Below are 18289 nucleotides of genomic sequence, written 5' to 3' on the forward strand. Positions count from 1 at the left end.
TTTTATGCCAAAAGTACATTTAATGGTACGTTTAGTACAAGTAGTCACCGTGCTATTTGTACTATTAGGCTGTTTCGTGGTTTTTTTATATTCGCCATTTTATTCAAAACTTATTGTAGCTGGGCTTAACTATTTTGTACCTGTTGATGTTAATCAAGTCGCTGCTGAGAGCCAAAGACAGGCTGCTTTAAGTGAGCATGATAATTTAGAGCCAGGTTCGAATTTATGGATCGCTCGTCAAGCCTATTTAAAACTGACAGAGCAGGCGTTACGTGAAAAAAGAACATCTGATCTGACCTATATTCAAGAGAATTATAAAGCTTTGCAGCAAATTATTCTTTTAGAAGAAAAGGAACAGGATTCGGAAGAGCAAGCCGCATCTGTAACGGTTCCTTTAGTCGCTAAAAACTCAGAAATTGATGCTGCAGATGAGGCGAGTAGTCCTGTTGATGAAGCACTCTTTATTAATAGTTCTGAAAATAAAGCGCTTACTGAGCAATATACAGAGTTTTTAGCAAGAAAACCTGTGGTGCCAGAGCATCAAAAAGCTGTCAGTAAACCTGAACAAAAAGTCGAGTATGTGCGTAAAAATCCATTACCCGTACAACCTAAAAAGTTATCAGAGCCTTATGCAATTGTTGTGTTGGGTGGCGGATTAACCTTAGATAAAAATGGTAAGGATATTGTTGTTAATGGCTATACGCGTTTGCGATTAGAAAAAACTTTAGAAGTTGAAAAACAAAATCATCTGCCTATTGTACTTAGCGGTGTAGAAGCACCTTATATGCAAGCTTGGTTAAAAGAGCGCGGTGTTGATGCAAAGCTATTAGAAAAGCGGAGTATGAATACATGTGAAAATACCCGTTTTAGCTCTTTATTGCTTCAGAAAAAAGGCGGAGCACCGACAGTCATGTTGGTTACAGATGAATACCATATGCCACGTACACGCCGACTGTTTGCTTTAAATGGTATAGAAACTATTCCTGTTGTAGCTCCAATGCCAACTCCACTGACACGTTGGCAACCAAGTGTGCAAAATTACGATCATAGCCGCCGTGCAAATTATGAATTACTTGCGACAATTCGTGACATGTTGTTTGGCTCAAGTGATTGTCGAGAGGTTCCTTAATGTCAGATATTCCATTTCTCAATCCTGCCGTATTAAAACAATTAGATTTACCGGTTCCTAATCGTGATCTTACGCCGCAGGTTTTGAGTCCACTCAATTTAAACACATTAGAAGAACCTTCTCGTGATTTGCTGGCCTATCGCAAATTGTATGGTTTACATTTACTTGAATGTGACCATTGGCAAGGCTATGTCCAAATGCCTTTATTCCGTTTGCATGTGCAAGTTTTCAAACCCAAAGTAGAAAAAATACAAGGTACAGTTTGTCTATTGCATGGCTATCTTGAGCATAGCGGTATTTACCAGCCAATTATTCGTGAAATTCTTGAGCAGGGCTTTAGTATTATTACTTATGATTTGCCGGGGCATGGATTAAGTGATGGTTCACCAGCCAGCATTAAAAACTTTGATCATTACCAGCAAGTTTTGATGGCTGTTTATCAATATGTGAAACATGCAGATCAGTTACCTAAACCATGGGTCGGTATTGGTCAAAGTACAGGTGGAGCAATTTGGATGCATCACTTATTAGAATATGCTGAAAAACGCCAAGATCCGATTGTAGATCGAGTACTTTTACTTTCTCCGTTAATTCGCCCTGCAAAAACCGCATGGTGGCATAACCCCGTTGGATTAGGCATTATTCGCCGTATTAAGCGTCAGGTACCAAGGCATTTTAGACGTAATAATCATAATCCTGAATTTTTGCGTTTTATTCGTTTAAAAGATCCTCTGCAACCTCGAATGATGGGCATGGACTGGATTTTGGCAATGTCAAAATGGATGCAAGAAATGGAAGAGCGACCTGCTTGCCGTATCCCAGTCTGGCTTGCACAAGGTGCTCTAGATCAGACGGTTGATTGGCGTTACAACATTGAATTTATTCGTCGTAAATTTAGACTCCAGACATTGTTAATGCTTGAAGAAGGCTCTCATCAATTAATTAATGAACGTGCAGATATACGTGCGGCATTAACAGGATTGATTCCAGCCTTTTTGCATGCAAAGCCAAAACATTTTTATTATTAGAAAAATAATGCATCTATCCAAAATTCTAGATAGATGCATTATTTAATCTTTGTAGTTTATTTTGAATTTTGATAAAGCTGCATAAAGTTTTTATAAACCGAAGACTGCTTTTGTGGACTATACATATTGCGCTCGATTGTTCCTTTATCTGTTTTGATTAAAACATTCACATTTTGAGCATTTTTAAATTCTTGTAGGAATTGACTTGGAATAACAAAGTAAGTGGTTGAATGTTTAGGTACTAATCGGCTCACATTTGTCTTTTCAGTGGCTTGAGTTGGTTCGTAATTGAATCGTTTGCCATCAATATCAAAGGTTAAAGCGTTAATATCATAAAAGTTATAACTACTACTTAAATGAACATCTACTCGAAGCTGATTTTTTTGATTCTCATTCCATTTAACCAATAAGCTTGGGCATAGTTCAGTTGGTGAGCAGTTTAGTTGACCAGCTGTTTTTACCTCTTTAGGAGCTGGTGTACTAACCTGTGTGGTGCTACACGCTGCAGTAAGTAGACATGAACCCAATAAGAGTAGAGATTTCTTCATCATATAAATTCCAAGATCGTATGTTTAATATTATTTATGTTAAGAGTAATAAATTTTGACATAAATTAACGTGTAGTTGGACCTAAAAATACAAATGGTTTTGCAATTTTAAAGGAAGAGGTGGCATCACCTGCATAGATATGGCTTTGATCAGGCCCTAAATCAAGTCTACGTGTTTTACCATCTTTAAAGTTAATCTTTTTTAAGTCAACCCAAAATACATTTGGTGATAGTGCTGACTCAAAAAAGTAGAGCATCTGTTTGTGGTCGGCAACAGTTCGCCAGCGAGTTGAAGAGATATTAGGTTCTTCTTGAGTATTTAACCCATAGGGAACAGATGCATTGCGAATTACACTAAATACAGAGGCTTGTGCTTGTTTTGTATTATCATTTTTAGGAATAGCATTAATGTAAAAAGATGCACGTGCAAAGCGATCAGATGCTCGGTTTGTACCGGGGAGCATGATTGTTCCACCAATTTGTTTCCAATATTCGGCAAGTGCAAGTTGCTTATCGAAAGTAGGTGAGTTAGTCATGACTTGATAGCTTCGACTATGGTGAATCACTTGTTTTCCACCAATATATTCAATAATTGCGCTATCACCTGTTTTATCAGAAATAGATAAATGTAAGGTGGTGAGCCGTGTTTCACCGGGAACATTGTCGGTAATAATAGTATAGGGTTCTTTTTCTAAGGCCTTAACGGCTTCATCTACAGTTGCAAAATTATCGAGCACATATTGAGCCCAGGCTGCAATACTTAATAAAGGCTTATCTGTCTTTTTTGCATCTGGGTATTCAGACTCTACTAACCATAAAATATTAGCAACTAAACCTGCTTCATTCATCCCATCTGTTGTGGAAACTTCATAACCTGTTGCAATTACACTTCCATACTTCGACGTCCATTTTATTGAGTTGGGACCAGCACTACCGTCACGGCTAACTCCGCTTGGCATAATCCATAAGTTGGTACCTGTATCAACCTTCCAGTCCATTGAGCGAGCAGTAATAATATGTTGATTATTACCTAAATATACGGCACGTGTACAAGCAACAGCATAGCTACTTAAGCCTACAGCGATTGCAACAAAAGAAGAGATGAATGTTTTTTTCAACATGATGAGGTACCTTCTTGTTATAAGCATTAAAAAATTTTTATTAAATAAAATTAAAATGTGTACGTTATTTATACTTTTATATTAGGTGAAAAATCTATTAAATACAAATTAAAAGGGGAGTGAAATTTAAGCAAAAATCACATATTAGGTTTAAATATGGAAGAGCATCACACTATAAAGGTGATGCTCAACTTATAAAAATTAATATAAATTAAAAATGATTGGCATCAGCCATATTCCACATTCGATAGTAGAAATTATCATCGTCATTATTAAGTTCAGATTGTAAAAGTTCACCTTCTTTCAAGAAAAAATGCAACTGAGCATAGTTCTTAATTTCACGGTCATTTACTCGCTGAGCCAAATGATGAGCTTTAATATCAGAAGGATGGCGTAAACCCGCTGCAGCAATCATTTCTGATAATGCATGCAAGGTATTTTTATGAAAATTAAATACTCGTTCTGATTTAGTCGGTACATCAATTGCTTTTTGACGATCTTTGTCTTGAGTCGCTACACCCACAGGGCATTGGTTGGTGTGGCAGCTTTGTGCCTGAATACACCCAACTGCAAACATGAAACCACGTGCTGAATTAACCCAGTCTGCACCGAGTGCAAAAGTGCTAGCGATATCAAAAGCACTAATGATTTTACCACTAGCACCAATTTTAACTTGATCTCTTAGTCCTGCACCGACAAGAGTATTATGGACAAAGCGTAAGCCCTCTCGTAATGGGGTACCAATATTGTCACTAAACTCAATTGGTGCTGCACCAGTACCACCTTCAGAACCATCCACAACAATAAAGTCAGGAACAATTTTTGTTTCAAGCATTGCTTTAACAATACTCATAAACTGCCAAGGTTGACCAATACATAGTTTAAAACCAACTGGCTTGCCGCCAGATAATGTTCGCAGCTTCTGTAAGAAATGCATCATTTCAATTGGGGTAGAAAAACTAGAATGCTTAGCAGGAGAAATACAATCATGATCGCGTGAAACGCCACGGATTTGGGCAATTTCTTCGGTAATTTTATGCTTAGGTAAGATACCGCCATGGCCTGGTTTTGCACCTTGTGAAAGCTTTAATTCGATCATTTTGATCTGTGGCAATTGAGATTGTTTAGCAAATTTTTGCTCGTCGAATTTGCCATCTAGGGTACGGCATCCAAAATAACCACTGGCAATTTGCCAAACAATATCTCCACCATTTTCGAGATGATAAGGGCTTAAGCTACCTTCACCAGTATCGTGATAAAACCCACCTAATTGCGCTCCTTTATTGAGTGCTCGAATTGCATTGGCACTTAAACTACCAAAACTCATGGCAGAGATATTCATAATGGATGCACTATAGGGTTGAAGGCATTGTGCATTACCCACCTGAATGCGGAAGCTCTTTGGATCAGCTGGTGGGCAAGGGCTTATTGAGTGGACAATAAAGCGGTAATTCTCTTGATAGACATCAATAATTGAGCCAAAAGGTTTATCTGCATTTTCGTTTTTAGCACGTTGATAAACTAAGCTTCGTTGCATGCGAGAAAAAGGTAGAGCATCTTGATCCGCTTCAATAAAGTATTGACGAATTTCGGGGCGTATATCTTCAAACAAAAAACGAAAATGTCCCATAATTGGGTAGTTTCTTAAAATAGAATGTTTATTTTGTAAAACATCATAGAGGCCTAATAGGCTTAAAGCGCCTGTAACTACCCATAAACCATTAAGGAGAGTATCAGAAATAAAATAATAGATACTATGAGGGGTATAGACGGTTCGAAACCATGTGATGCTGAGCGCAGTAAAAATACATAAAAACCAGAGAGAATGGCGTGAAAAGAATGTATTGAGAAATTTATGTCGAATGATTTGTGCTGGACTCGCCATATTGGAACAAATTCCTAATGTTTTACTGGTACATACCTTGCCAAGAAGCAAGTCAAACTACAAGTATGGAATTGTTAGTTTTGGAGAATAAGGAAGAATACATTCATAAATAGGGCTTAATTTGGCATTTATTTTTTTGAACTGAGATAAATTAAAATATTCATCGGATGGGGGATTTTTTATTAAGTAATTTTAATTATTATAGGTGAAAGTTAATTTTAGATTTATTTAATAATAAAAATTATTTTAATTTAAATTGGTTTGTTTTTGCTATTTAATAATTTTTTGATAATATAAGCGAAATGAAATGATATTTTAATAGATATAAATACAACTATATAAATTTATAAAAATTATTAAGGGCTGAAATGAATTGGAAAATATTAGTACTCTCTATTTTGTTAACAATAATTTTTTTCTTAACTTTAATGTTTTATTTAGGCTTCGATCTTGATACTTTCAAGAAGGTCACCCTAATACAAAGTTTATTAGTTGTTGTAGCCATAATATTTGATTATATGGAAAGGAGAAAGACTCCTATCTTTCCAGGATGTATTGTTTACCCCTTACTTGGTATTTTATTTGTTTTTGGTTTTATGCCTATTTTAGACTTTTTTGCTGAAAGACCCCAGGGCTTTCATAGTTGGGACATTAAAAATATTTTATTGATCAATTCTGATAACACAGACTATCAATTTAGAGAACTAGCTTGGTACGGTAAAGCTTATGTACAGTTACTTTTTGCAATGGTGGGTGGATTTTTTGGTTTGATTTTTCATTTAATTTTTAGAAATAGTTGAGCTAGCAATACATACTTTTTAGTAGTGAAGACCTGCCATTAGCCATTGAAATCTCTAAAAAAATTCTAAAGATGTGATAAAACACTTAGATTTCTTATTCATAAAGTATTATTTTCTTATTCATTTAAAATATATAGAATAATCAGGTGCTTACTTTTTGTTCTTATTTTTTTTGACCAAACTTTAAAAAATTATAAAATATGAATGGTGATGGTAAATTTTAACTAATGAAAAATTAAAATTTTTTAGAAAAACTAATAAAAATGTAAATGAAATTATCGAAAATTAATAAAAAGAGTGGGGATAACCATAAAAATTTTTATAATTGAGAAATCAATCAAAATTTTGATTATTAATTGATATTTGGAATGAAACAAACATTAGTGTTTTTGTTGTTTTTTTGTATTATGCGCAATTAGTAGAGTAAAAAAATAACGCTTTGAAAAAACAGTCAGAAGAACTAGTGATTGTGATGGGGAAGGCTAATTTTTACATCTATTAATTTTATTGGCGTAATGTAAAAAGGTTTTTAACCATGAATAAGTCTCTCATTTGTTTATCAGCAATTGCTATGGGTTTAACGTCTATCAATGTTGCAAATGCAGCTAACGCAACCGGTACACTAACTGTTAAAGCAACGATTACAAACAGTTGTGTTCTCAACACTTCTGCAACAGGTACTACGTCAAATGCAATTTTAGACTTTGGTACGTTAAGTTCGCTTGCGAGCAACGTAGATGCAGACACCACAACAACAGGTGGGACTGCAATTAAAGTGTTATGTAACAACACTGTGCCATGGACTTTGGCTTTTGACGCAGGGAAAAATGCTCAATCGACACAACGTCGTATGATTGGTGGGGCGGCTAGTAACGAATATATTCCTTATAACCTTTTCTCAGATACTAACCGTGCAACAGCAATTGGTATTGCAACAACTGCATATAGCGGTACTGGTACTGGAGCAGCACAAACAGTTAATGTCTATGGTCGTATTCCTGCTGGCTCAACTTTACCAAGTGCTGGTAGCTATGTTGACACTGTGACTGTAACAGTGACTTATTAATTTTTAATAAGTTTTATTGCGTCATTGCTAGCTCTTGATTTAGAGAGCTAGCTCAATTTGAGAAAAGTCGTTCTGGGCAAATCATGAAAAAAAATATCTTTGTTATGACAAGTTTATTGTTATTTTTGCCTAGTATGCTAAATGCAGCATCAATCCGCCTTTCACCTGTTAGTGTTGAAATATTGAGTGATCAGGCTGCATCTTCCATTAGTTTATATAACCAGTCAAATGAAAGTGCTGATTTGCAGGTGCGTGTATTTGAATGGAGACAAAATGCTGGTCAAGATCAGTTAATCCCTACGGATGAGATTGTAATTAGTCCGCCATTTTTAAAACTACAACCTAGTGACTCTTATAACTTACGTGTAGTTAGAATTAACCCAGAGCCTATTTCTGGTGAAAAAACTTATCGTATTATTATTGATGAGTTACCAAAACCAATTGATAGTCGTAAAGCTGATCAAGGCGTTAACGTACTACTACGTTCGTCATTACCTGTATTTGTCGTCAATAAAGATGCGATTACTAAACTGAATTGGTCAATACAACAAGAACAAAATAACGCTTATCTCACCATAAGTAATGTTGGTAATCGACATGCGCTTTTAAATAACTTAATACTTGTGGATACAACTGCGAATAAAAGCTATCCCATTAAAGTAAACACCGTGAATGGTTATATTCTTGCCGGGAAAGCGAGAAATTTTAATATTAGTCCTGATTTTAAATTTCAAGCAGATCATAAATATAATATTTCATTAAATATTAACGGTAAGCAAACATCTCTTTAAAGAGGCACATATGAAATATCTCGTAAGTGCCTTATGTCTTACATACTTGCCGACTCATGCTTTTGCTGAATCTTTACAAGATAGTACTAATGCTGTTTTGCCAAGTATTCCAGAAATCACGGACTCTTCTTATCATGCATTTGGTTCTGATAAAGGATATATACAGCTATTTTTAAATATTTCTGTTAATTCAAATGTTTCAAAAGACTTAATATCTGTACGGCAGGATCAAGATAGAAAATTATATATCCGCTCTCGTGATTTAAAAACTTTAAGACTAAAAATGGATGAACATATCCCAGATAACCAGTGGGTGTGTATTAATGATCTAAACGGAATTCAGTTTAAATATCTCGAAAATGAGCAGTCTCTAAACTTAAAAGTTCCGTCGAACATGTTAACGGGTTACTCAGTTGACTTAAATGGCCAGCAGATCACTAGCCCGAATTTGCTAAAGATGAAGCCCTTAAATGCAGCCATTCTGAATTACAGTCTGTATCAGACTATGACCAATGACGAGAACGTTTTCTCAGGTACGGCAGAGGGTATTTTTAACAGTGCAATTGGTAACTTTTCATCAGGCGTTTTATATAACGGTAGTAATGAAAATAGTTATAGCCATGAAAAGTGGGTACGACTGGAAAGTAAGTGGCAATATGTCGACCCTGAAAAGATCAGAATATATACCCTAGGTGATTTTATTTCTAATAGCCCAGACTGGGGGAGCAGTGTCCGTCTTGCCGGTTTTCAGTGGTCGAGTGCTTATAGTCAACGCGGTGATATTGTCACTTCGGCACTCCCGCAATTCTCTGGCTCGGCAGCACTGCCTTCAACCCTAGATTTATATGTCAACCAGCAAAAGATTTATTCAGGGTTAGTGCCATCTGGTCCATTTGATATTAAACAGCTCCCATTTATTTCAGGAAACGAAGTCACCCTTGTGACTACCGATGCAACGGGACAGCAGAGCATTACCAAAAAGCCGTACTATTTTTCATCGAAGATTCTGGCAAAAGGCATAAATGAGTTTTCAGTAGATGTGGGGGTTCCACGTTATAACTATGGACTCTATTCAAATGATTATGACGATGCCACCTTTGCATCAGGTGCGATCCGATACGGTTACAGTAACTCTCTGACCTTAAGCGGTGGTGCAGAAGCTTCAACAGATGGGTTATCGAACCTAGGCACAGGATTTGCCAAAAATATTTTGGGTATTGGCGTGATCAATGCCGACATTGCAGCGAGCCAGTATAAAGAAGAATACGGCTATTCTGCATTGCTGGGTTTGGAAGGGCGCATTAGTAAGAACATTTCATTTAACACCAGTTACCGCAAAGTATTTGATAACTATTTTGACCTAGCCCGTGTGTCTCAAGTGAGATATTTAAAAGATAACCAGATTAATGCCGAGTCACAGAACTACCTGAACTATAGCGCATTGGCAGATGAGATTTTTAGGGCAGGGATTAACTATAACTTTTATGCAGGCTATGGGGTTTATCTAGGTTATAACCAGATCAAATATAGCGATAACTCTTATAAGTTACTGTCTACCAATTTAAGTGGAAGCCTGGACAAGAACTGGGGTTTTTATGCATCAGCGTATAAAGATTATGAAAACCATAAGGACTATGGGATTTACTTTGCGCTGAGATATACCCCGTCCAGTAAAGTGAATGCGATCACGAGTATATCTAGTGACAGCGGTAGCCTACGGTATCGTCAAGAAATATTCGGTTTGTCTGAACCACAAATTGGTTCATTTGGCTGGGGTGGTTATGTTGAGCGCGATCAGGATGCCAATGAAAACAATGCATCGGTCTATGCTTCATACCGTGCCCGAGCGGCTTACCTGACGGGACGCTATAACCGATTTGGAGATAACGACCAGGTTGCACTTTCGGCGACAGGATCACTGGTTGCGGCGGCGGGACGTATCTTTGCGGCCAATGAAATTGGAGAGGGCTACGCAGTTGTGACCAATGCCGGACCACAAAGCCAAATTTTAAATGGTGGTGTTAATTTAGGTGCGACCGATAAGTCTGGCCGATTCTTAATTGCAAATTTAAGACCCTACATGTCTCATCATATCTACCTAGACCCATCATATTTACCTTTAGAGTGGGAAGTTAGCTCTACGAATCAGACAGCGTTTGTGGGTTACCGTCAAGGAACTTTGGTCGACTTCGGTGCTCATCAGGTCATTTCAGGGTTAGTGAAACTTGTTGATCAAAACAACTCACCGTTAATGCCGGGTTATGCCGTTCGAATTAATGATCAGCAAGATGGAGTGGTTGGTTATGACGGTGAAGTATTTATTCCAAACCTGTTAAAACAAAACAAACTTGAAGTCGATCTTCTAGATCATGGCTCATGCCAAGTTGATTTTGCGTATGAAAATAAGCAATACAGTGCTAAAAAATTGGGGCCTTATGTATGTCGATAAATATTGCTAACTTTAACCAGCCGACAACTTTTAAAGGTCTTTCATTTATCCTGAAATATTTTTTGGGAATGAGCTTGCTATGCCTGATCTTTACATTTTTTAACTCTGCCTATGCAACTTGCACACCTACAGGGACAACTTCTGGTACATACACATACACTGCTGCAACAATTAACAATGATGCAGTTCTGACATACACGGGAACAATACGTTGTTATGGGGGACGTACAACACCAGAAATTTCAGGTTATATGTGTATGAAAACCGTCTTTACTGGAACCACAAATGTAATTAACAGTGTTTCATTACCCTATACGGTAACTGCCACTGTAGGTGGGGCTGGGTCTTCTACCACCAATCAAAATTCGAATGTCTGGTATGGTCCAGTAAGAACAGTCGCTTCAAATAATGTTATTAGTTACTCTGTAAATATAAAAGTACCAGCCCGTACAGGGTCGCTCATGGCATACCCTAAAGGAACCTATACTGGTACGGTTCAGCTATTTTGGGACATGCAAGCAAGCTCTAGTACTGTGTGTGAGGGGGATAGTGGTGGAGGTTGGGACTCGGGTAATACCACTATAACTGCTAATTATGTTGTGCCAAGTTTGTGTCAAATAGATTCAACATCAAATGTCGATTTTGGAAATATTAATGATATTGGTAAGACTACTCGTGATTATACAGCTCAAGGAGTGGTAAATACGACCTGTAATAATGGACTGCCATATAGTATTTATTTGGGGGATGGGAATAACCGTATTGCTGGTGGCTTTAGGCAGATGACAAATGGTAGTGGTCAATATATCGCATATCAGTTATATCAGAACTCGAATTATAGCGCGGTATGGGATACTACTGGTGGTGTAAGCGCAGTTGGAGGTTCTGGAGGCGTTTCTAAAACAGGTTCGGGCAATTCTCAGGGTACAAATGTCTATGGAAAAATTCCGCAAGGTACCACTATTTCAACAGCTCCGGGTAATTACTCAGATGCGATAGTTGTTACAGTCACTTATTAAGAATTTATTGGAATTTTATGTTGAGTATATTTTTAGGATTTGAGTTGAACACTTAGCATTTAAAAAGTGGTCTATAAATTTGGTGTTTAATTGTTCTAATTTAAAAGAAGCAGCTAGGTTTTTAAAAAAGTAGGGGTGATAAGTGGTTAGCGGTAATGTTGTTTTAGGATGAGTAAAAACAGAAAAAGACAAATTAAAAAAATAAGAAAAAACATCTGATAAATATATACCTTATGAATATTAAATGTATTTTTACACAAGTTAACAGATTGTACAAATTAAATTACAGTTCTCTTTTCTTTATTTATTCTTTCTTATCAATAAAAAATACTTATAGAGATAAGTCGATTCTCAATAATTTAATGATTTGTATTGGAAAACAAAGTGTTAAAATTGAAAGGCTGAGATGCTCTGATATGTTTAATTGTATTTTATTCGGTGAATCTACGAATCGAAATTTGTGGATGCTTAGTAGTACTAAAGACAAATGGCTACATGCGTGACAGCTATCCCGAATTTTAACCTCATGAAAATACAAAGGTTTATAAATTGTTTCAACCACTTACTATCCAAACTCGACTCGGTGGATTCTACTTTTTCTACTATTCCATTGTAGGTACATTCATGCCTTATTGGAATTTATATCTTCAAGATCAGGGATTTAATTATCAAGAAATTGGTGTTTTATCCTCAATTGCGATTGTAACTCGTTTTTTTGCACCTTTAGTTTGGGGTTGGATTGCTGATAAATCTGGTAAGCGAATGTTGCTTGTTCGGGTAGCAACTTGGATGGAATCTTGTATATGGTTGGCTATTTTTATAGTTCCAAATACTTTTCAATCAGTTGCTTTGCTTATGCTTATTTTTAGTTTCTTTCAAAATGCGATTTTAGCTCAATTTGAGGGAGTCACTTTATTTTGGTTGGGTAATCAAAAAGCTAAACTCTACGGCAAAATTCGTAAGTGGGGATCGGTTGGGTTTATCGTTGGGGTATTCACTATTGGGGCTATTTTAGAAATAGTGCATATTTCAATGCTCCCAATTTTACTATTAATTATCGCGTCTCTAGCGTTTATTTGGTCTTTCACAATCCGCGAACCTGATAGCGCGCCTACTTCCCAAAAATATTTAGAACCTTTACTTCCTGTTCTTAAGCGCCCAACAGTGGCTGCATTTTTTGCAATTGAATTTATTCTACTTTTTTCACATGCGCCTTTTTATAGTTTTTATAGTAATTTTCTGAAATCTTTGAATTTCAGTACGACTGAAATTGGATTTTTATGGGCCATGGGCGTTTTTGCTGAAATTTTTATGTTTTCAATTGCCTCAAAGATTTTTCAACGTTTTTCGTGGCGCAGTTTAGTGATAGTGTGTCTGCTAGTGACGAGCATACGTTGGATGCTAGTTGCAGTATTTTCACATTATTTTATTGGTCAACTTTTTGCGCAGTGCTTACATGCCTTTAGTTTTGGTTTATTTCACTTGATCGCAATGAGAGTTATTTTTCAAAACTTTTCTGCTGGACAGCAAGGGCGTGGACAAGCACTTTATAGTACCATGTGGGGGTTAGGTGTAGCTTTCGGTAGTGTTCTGGCTGGGCATTTCTGGAAAATTCTTTCTGGTGAACTCATCTTTATGTGTGCCAGCGTGGTTGTGCTCTTAGGTTTGTGCTTTGTAAAGTGGCTTCCGAAACAAGTCGATTCTTCAACTACCTAAGCTTGAGATCATGCAAAACAAAGAATTTATATTGAAAAAAGCAAGTAAATATAAAATTATTTGATGACTTGTTGTGACACGTTACAGTTGAAAAATATTGTTTTTATATGGTTATGGAGCAGTGATTTTGTCAAAAAATATGCTAACTTAACTTCATGCGTTTAATGATTAATAAATCTATGAAAAATATTTATATTATTGGATTATTGTGGGCTTGTTCTGGTTTAGCTGTGGCAGAAACGGCTACTCAACAGCCAGCTGAACAACCCGTTCGGACTGCAAGTAATCCTAATGCTATACGTATTGTTACGCGCCCTGAAATTATGGGATTATGGGGAATGGAAATTCCAAATAATAAGAAATGTGTGGAATATTATAACTTTCGTAGTAGTAATGATGTAGTGATCAAAAGCGGTCAGGAATGGTCTTATGGTATCTATGAATATCAACCTTCTGATGACCCTAAAGAGCAGCTAGCCGCTTTAGTAATGCAAATTAAATTTGATAATAATAAAGTAGATTGTTCTGGTCAGAAGCAAGACCAAACAGGTGATGTTTCACAATATTTTGTACAATGGAAAAACGACCATACAATCAATTTCTGTTCAACAGCTAAGGGTGAGCAGTGCTTTGCGACTTTACGTCGGGTATTACCATAAAATTATAGATATAAAAAAAGCCTCTTACGTATAAGAGGCTTTTTTTATTATGCAGTTTCAGCTTTCTTTTCTTCCACTTGCTTTAACAAGTGTTTTTCAAGGTAATGGATATCCATTGCTTGAGAGCAGAAACTCTTATCTTGCAAAATAAGATCTTTATGTAGAGGAATATTTGTTTTAATTCCCGTAAGGATCATTTCATCTAGTGCTTGACGCATACGAGCAATTGAAGTTTCACGGTCTTTACCATGAGAAATCAATTTGGCAATCATAGAGTCATAGTAAGGTGGAATGCTGTATTCTGGGTAGATATGAGAATCTAAACGAATACCAGCGCCGCCTGGCGCATAGAAACTTTCAATTTTACCTGGTGAAGGTAAGAATGTTGTTGGATCTTCTGCATTGATACGGCATTCAATTGCATGTCCTTGAACTTTGATATCTTCTTGTTGAAGCTCTAGTCCTAGGCCGCCTGCAATGCGTAACTGTTGTTCAATAATATCGACACCAGTAACCATTTCAGTTACAGGGTGTTCTACCTGAACACGGGTATTCATTTCAATGAAGAAGAATTCACCGTCTTCAAATAAGAATTCAAACGTACCAGCACCACGATATTGCATTAACTGACATGCATGAACACAAGCTTCTAAAATATCAGCTCGAGCTTGCTCTGGTAGGTTTGGTGCAGGTGCTTCTTCTAGTACTTTTTGATGGCGACGTTGTAATGAACAGTCGCGGTCATATAAGTGAATTGCATGACCATTACCATCACCAAGAACTTGAACTTCGACATGGCGAGGTTTTTGTAAGAAGCGTTCCATGTAAACGGTATCATCACCGAACCACATTTCTGCATCGCGCTGCGCTGCTTGAACTGATTCAAGTAGAGTATCTACCCGCTCAACAATACGCATACCACGACCACCACCACCAGAGGCCGCTTTAACAATAAGCGGGAAGCCGATTTCTTTCGCTTCTGCCAAGGCGTTGTGGATGGTTACTGCATGGTCGCAACCTGGTACAGTAGGTACGCCAGCTTTTTTCATGGCAACAATCGCAGAAACTTTATTCCCCATAAGACGGATATGTTCTGGACGTGGACCAATAAAAGTAAAGCCTGAACTTTCTACAATTTCAGCAAACTCAGCATTTTCTGAAAGGAAACCATAACCCGGGTGAATAGCATCAGCACCGGTAATTTCTGCAGCAGTAATAATTGCCGGGATATTTAAATAGCTATCACTACTTGCGCCCGGACCAATACATACTGCTTCATCAACAAAACGTAAATGCATCAAATCCTTATCGGCATCTGAATAGATACCAACAGTCTTGATTCCTAATGTTTTACAAGCCCGGGTAATACGTAAAGCGATTTCACCACGGTTTGCAATTAAAACTTTTTGCAACATAGACGTCCCCGGGGTAATTACGCGCGATAACGGAATAAAGGTTGACCGAATTGGATAACTTCACCATTTTTCACTAAAATTTCTTCAATCACGCCACTTTGAGTTGCTTCAATTGGGTTCATGATTTTCATTGCTTCAATAATACCCAAAGTTTCACCAGCAGATACTGTTTGACCTACTTTAACAAATGGTGCTTCACCTGGGCTTGGAGCAGCGTAGAACACGCCAACCATTGGAGAAGTTTCAACTGCTCCACGCGGTGTTTTTGCAACTGGTGCTTCTGCAACAGGAGCAGCCGGAAGTGCTACACCAGCCGCAGCAACGACAGGATTGCGACGAGTTAAAGCGATTGATTGATCACCTTCTTTAACTTCGATCGCTTGCAAGTCAGACTCAATCATTAAATCGATGAGTTTCTTAATTTTGCGGATATCCATGGGCGACTATTCCTAAACTAGTTTGGGTTAGATGGTTGAATTTTTTCAATAGCGTAATCGAGTGCAAAGCGATAGCCTTTTGCACCTAAACCACAAATCACGCCAATTGCTTTATCAGATAAATAAGAATGATGTCTGAATGCCTCTCTTGCATGGACATTCGACAAATGTACTTCAATAAATGGAATGTCAACGCCAAGTAGGGCATCGCGTAGAGCAACAGATGTATGGGTGAGGGCTGCAGGGTTGATAATAATAAGCTCTACGCCTTCAGTTTGTGCTTGATGAATACGATCAACAATGGCACCTTCCCAGTTGCTTTGAAAAGTATCTAATGTGATTGAAGCTTGTTGAGCTTGGCTAATAAGTTGTTGGTTAATATCATCTAAGGTAAGATGACCATATACTTCTGGTTCGCGTTTTCCCAGCAAATTCAAATTCGGTCCATGAATCACCAAAATGGTCGAACTCATTCAGATTGCTCCAGCTCTAAAGTTGCAAATATTCTTTGCAAGATGTATGCAAAGTTTGCTTATTATGGCATATGTTTCTACAATTTTTTTTATAATTTGTTTTCATCGTCGCAGAAAGGGTATACCAAATTCGGCTTATATATTGTAAATTTTGCGATGATTTAGCAATGTTAAAAAATGACAAAATTTCAAGTAATTTAATGGAGCTTATTTTAAACTGAATTGACAAAAACAGTTCATGTATTTTGTGTAACGGCTATAGAGTTCTCTCCAATCACTAATAGCTCATTCCATCGAGTTAGATAATTTTTTGAACGGTGACATTGTTTCATATGCCAAGATGGATTACGGGAATGATAACCGACTTGTAAATAGTGACTACCGAATCGGTTACGAACTGTGCTGAGTGTTTGCATTAATTGTTGTCTTTGCTGAATCAACTCAAGAGGTTGCCATAAATCATCAATGTGATGTTGACGGGGATGCAAACCACAAAATAAAATTCCAATCTTAATGTATTTTTTATTTTCTTTATATAAAACATCTATTTGCTGCATAGCTGCTTTTGTTAATATGCATAAATCATCTGTTGCATAATTTAAGCCTATCGCTTGAGAAGACGCTTTTTTATAAGGTGGTTTATCTATTTTTTCATAAAGCATGACTTGAATGCAGGCACATAGTTGCTCTTGTTTCATTAAACGGCGATGAGCACGGTTGAGATGGAAAATAAGTGCTTGTTTAATAATCTCAATGCTGGATAAAGCTTGAGCAAAACTACGTGAAGCTAAAATTCGTTTTGTGACGATGGCAGGATCGTCAAGTTGAATACAGGATTGGCCTTTTAGCTCACGAATGGTACGGGCCATAACCACAGAAAAAGCTTTTGCTAGATGATGCTCATTGGCAAAAGTTAAGTCTAAGCATGAATAAATCTCATAACTCCGTAATTGTTTGACTAATTGATAGCCAATTCCCCACACTTCTTTGACCGAAGTATTTTGCATGAGATCTTCAAGAAGCAAAGGATCTAAAGTGATGAAATTACAAATTTTATTAAAGCTTGGAATCTTTTTAGCATAGTGATTGGCTAATTTTGCTTGAGTTTTTGAATATCCGATACCAATACAGCAAGGTAAGCTTAACCAATTTTCTAGAGTTTCTACGACGTTGACACAATAAGAGTGAATATCTATAGACTGTAGGTAAGGGGTAAGGCGAATAAAACATTCATCTATAGAATAAGCTTCTAAATCATCGGGCGAGAAAAACTCGCCAAGAACTGAAAAAAAGCGACGTGACATTTCAGCATATAAAGTGTAGTTGCTTGAATAGACGTGTACACCTGCTTGAAGAGCTTCTTGTTCGATCTGATACCATGGAATCCCCATTTTGATACCCATATTTTTTGCTTCTTCACTACGTGATACAACACATCCGTCGTTGTTAGAAAGTACTACAACTGGTAGACCAATAAGTTTGGGATTAAATAGTCGCTCACAACTCACATAACAATTATTAATGTCTACGAGCGCGTAAATTTCGCGGTGTGAGATTTCCATTATGATTCGCCCCCTTAAAAATATTGGTAAAACTACATATTGATATTGTTTTCATAAACACAGTGATGGGGAGTGTAGAATGAAAAATTTGTATCTTGAATATGTAACAAAATCAAGTTAACAAAATTTTTAGCAGAATACTAGGGTGGTTCTGTGGGTTTACCTCAGGTTAATAATGGAAAAAATAGATA

16 protein-coding genes are annotated in these 18289 nt (G+C 37.0%); 9 read left to right on the forward strand and 7 right to left on the reverse strand.

The window, feature by feature from the left end; translation table 11 throughout:
• Positions 1-4: 4 nt before the first annotated feature.
• Entirely contained in the window at positions 5-1129 is a 1125-nt protein-coding gene (locus tag RMB06_RS10610) for a YdcF family protein (RefSeq protein WP_057062191.1), read from the forward strand.
• A complete protein-coding gene (locus tag RMB06_RS10615) occupies positions 1129-2157 on the forward strand; it encodes an alpha/beta hydrolase (protein WP_002115207.1) in 1029 nt (342 codons plus the stop codon). Before RMB06_RS10610 ends, RMB06_RS10615 begins: the two co-directional genes overlap by 1 nt.
• A 56-nt stretch (positions 2158-2213) precedes the next feature.
• Here RMB06_RS10615 and RMB06_RS10620 read toward each other — a convergent pair whose 3' ends face one another.
• The 3 genes from RMB06_RS10620 to RMB06_RS10630 form a co-directional block, all read right to left on the reverse strand.
• The gene (locus tag RMB06_RS10620) at positions 2214-2708 is read right to left on the reverse strand and encodes a hypothetical protein (protein WP_311079411.1); all 495 of its coding nucleotides are present in this window, start codon (positions 2706-2708) and stop codon (positions 2214-2216) included.
• Between the two features lie 62 nt (positions 2709-2770).
• The gene (locus RMB06_RS10625; protein ID WP_068611438.1) at positions 2771-3826 is read right to left on the reverse strand and encodes a linear amide C-N hydrolase; all 1056 of its coding nucleotides are present in this window, start codon (positions 3824-3826) and stop codon (positions 2771-2773) included.
• Positions 3827-4037: 211 nt separating this feature from the next.
• Positions 4038-5711, reverse strand: coding sequence for an FMN-binding glutamate synthase family protein (locus RMB06_RS10630; protein WP_016145697.1), 1674 nt, complete (start codon positions 5709-5711; stop codon positions 4038-4040).
• A 368-nt stretch (positions 5712-6079) separates the two neighbouring features.
• Between RMB06_RS10630 and RMB06_RS10635 the strand changes: the two genes are divergently transcribed.
• The 7 genes from RMB06_RS10635 (at position 6080) to RMB06_RS10665 (ending at position 14211) form a co-directional block, all read left to right on the forward strand.
• The gene (locus tag RMB06_RS10635; RefSeq protein ID WP_311079416.1) at positions 6080-6511 is read left to right on the forward strand and encodes a hypothetical protein; all 432 of its coding nucleotides are present in this window, start codon (positions 6080-6082) and stop codon (positions 6509-6511) included.
• A gap of 535 nt (positions 6512-7046) precedes the next feature.
• Complete coding sequence (locus RMB06_RS10640; RefSeq protein ID WP_005068793.1) at positions 7047-7577, forward strand: spore coat U domain-containing protein; 531 nt, start codon at positions 7047-7049, stop codon at positions 7575-7577.
• 83 nt (positions 7578-7660) lie between these two features.
• On the forward strand, positions 7661-8368 hold the full coding sequence (locus RMB06_RS10645) for a molecular chaperone (protein ID WP_014207027.1): 708 nt from the start codon (positions 7661-7663) through the stop codon (positions 8366-8368).
• A 10-nt stretch (positions 8369-8378) separates the two neighbouring features.
• Positions 8379-10817 carry a fimbria/pilus outer membrane usher protein gene (locus tag RMB06_RS10650; protein WP_311079417.1) on the forward strand — a complete coding sequence of 813 codons (2439 nt, stop codon included), beginning with the start codon at positions 8379-8381 and terminating at the stop codon, positions 10815-10817.
• Positions 10808-11836: a spore coat U domain-containing protein gene (locus RMB06_RS10655; protein ID WP_206222363.1), complete on the forward strand. Its 1029-nt coding sequence runs from the start codon at positions 10808-10810 to the stop codon at positions 11834-11836. The genes RMB06_RS10650 and RMB06_RS10655 overlap by 10 nt, the downstream gene beginning before the upstream one ends.
• 549 nt (positions 11837-12385) lie before the next feature.
• The gene (locus tag RMB06_RS10660) at positions 12386-13552 is read left to right on the forward strand and encodes an MFS transporter (protein WP_311079419.1); all 1167 of its coding nucleotides are present in this window, start codon (positions 12386-12388) and stop codon (positions 13550-13552) included.
• A gap of 155 nt (positions 13553-13707) precedes the next feature.
• Positions 13708-14211 carry a hypothetical protein gene (locus RMB06_RS10665; protein ID WP_002115710.1) on the forward strand — a complete coding sequence of 168 codons (504 nt, stop codon included), beginning with the start codon at positions 13708-13710 and terminating at the stop codon, positions 14209-14211.
• A gap of 47 nt (positions 14212-14258) precedes the next feature.
• Here RMB06_RS10665 and accC read toward each other — a convergent pair whose 3' ends face one another.
• The 4 genes from accC to RMB06_RS10685 all read right to left on the reverse strand — a co-directional run bounded on the left by accC (position 14259) and on the right by RMB06_RS10685 (position 18098).
• Positions 14259-15626: an acetyl-CoA carboxylase biotin carboxylase subunit gene (accC, locus tag RMB06_RS10670; RefSeq protein ID WP_002115704.1), complete on the reverse strand. Its 1368-nt coding sequence runs from the start codon at positions 15624-15626 to the stop codon at positions 14259-14261.
• A 17-nt stretch (positions 15627-15643) separates the two neighbouring features.
• The gene (gene accB, locus RMB06_RS10675) at positions 15644-16063 is read right to left on the reverse strand and encodes an acetyl-CoA carboxylase biotin carboxyl carrier protein (protein ID WP_000354611.1); all 420 of its coding nucleotides are present in this window, start codon (positions 16061-16063) and stop codon (positions 15644-15646) included.
• Positions 16064-16080: 17 nt separating this feature from the next.
• Positions 16081-16536 (reverse strand): type II 3-dehydroquinate dehydratase, encoded by a 456-nt coding sequence (gene aroQ / locus RMB06_RS10680; protein ID WP_311079423.1) that lies wholly within the window; start codon positions 16534-16536, stop codon positions 16081-16083.
• 236 nt (positions 16537-16772) lie between these two features.
• Positions 16773-18098 carry a Y-family DNA polymerase gene (locus tag RMB06_RS10685; protein WP_206258289.1) on the reverse strand — a complete coding sequence of 442 codons (1326 nt, stop codon included), beginning with the start codon at positions 18096-18098 and terminating at the stop codon, positions 16773-16775.
• Between the last annotated feature and the right edge of the window lie 191 nt (positions 18099-18289).

Origin of the sequence: Acinetobacter sp. V104_13, assembly GCF_031798995.1 — a bacterium.
GTDB lineage: Bacteria > Pseudomonadota > Gammaproteobacteria > Pseudomonadales > Moraxellaceae > Acinetobacter > Acinetobacter pittii.

Excerpts from the sequence above, each read along its gene's own strand:
- RMB06_RS10610 (WP_057062191.1), top strand. The coding sequence starts at position 5 with ATGCCAAAAGTACATTTAATGGTACGTTTAGTACAAGTAGTCACCGTG.
- RMB06_RS10615 (WP_002115207.1), top strand. The coding sequence starts at position 1,129 with ATGTCAGATATTCCATTTCTCAATCCTGCCGTATTAAAACAATTAGAT.
- RMB06_RS10620 (WP_311079411.1), bottom strand. The coding sequence starts at position 2,708 with ATGATGAAGAAATCTCTACTCTTATTGGGTTCATGTCTACTTACTGCA.
- RMB06_RS10625 (WP_068611438.1), bottom strand. The coding sequence starts at position 3,826 with ATGTTGAAAAAAACATTCATCTCTTCTTTTGTTGCAATCGCTGTAGGC.
- RMB06_RS10630 (WP_016145697.1), bottom strand. The coding sequence starts at position 5,711 with ATGGCGAGTCCAGCACAAATCATTCGACATAAATTTCTCAATACATTC.
- RMB06_RS10635 (WP_311079416.1), top strand. The coding sequence starts at position 6,080 with ATGAATTGGAAAATATTAGTACTCTCTATTTTGTTAACAATAATTTTT.
- RMB06_RS10640 (WP_005068793.1), top strand. The coding sequence starts at position 7,047 with ATGAATAAGTCTCTCATTTGTTTATCAGCAATTGCTATGGGTTTAACG.
- RMB06_RS10645 (WP_014207027.1), top strand. The coding sequence starts at position 7,661 with ATGAAAAAAAATATCTTTGTTATGACAAGTTTATTGTTATTTTTGCCT.
- RMB06_RS10650 (WP_311079417.1), top strand. The coding sequence starts at position 8,379 with ATGAAATATCTCGTAAGTGCCTTATGTCTTACATACTTGCCGACTCAT.
- RMB06_RS10655 (WP_206222363.1), top strand. The coding sequence starts at position 10,808 with ATGTCGATAAATATTGCTAACTTTAACCAGCCGACAACTTTTAAAGGT.
- RMB06_RS10665 (WP_002115710.1), top strand. The coding sequence starts at position 13,708 with ATGCGTTTAATGATTAATAAATCTATGAAAAATATTTATATTATTGGA.
- accC (WP_002115704.1), bottom strand. The coding sequence starts at position 15,626 with ATGTTGCAAAAAGTTTTAATTGCAAACCGTGGTGAAATCGCTTTACGT.
- accB (WP_000354611.1), bottom strand. The coding sequence starts at position 16,063 with ATGGATATCCGCAAAATTAAGAAACTCATCGATTTAATGATTGAGTCT.
- aroQ (WP_311079423.1), bottom strand. The coding sequence starts at position 16,536 with ATGAGTTCGACCATTTTGGTGATTCATGGACCGAATTTGAATTTGCTG.
- RMB06_RS10685 (WP_206258289.1), bottom strand. The coding sequence starts at position 18,098 with ATGGAAATCTCACACCGCGAAATTTACGCGCTCGTAGACATTAATAAT.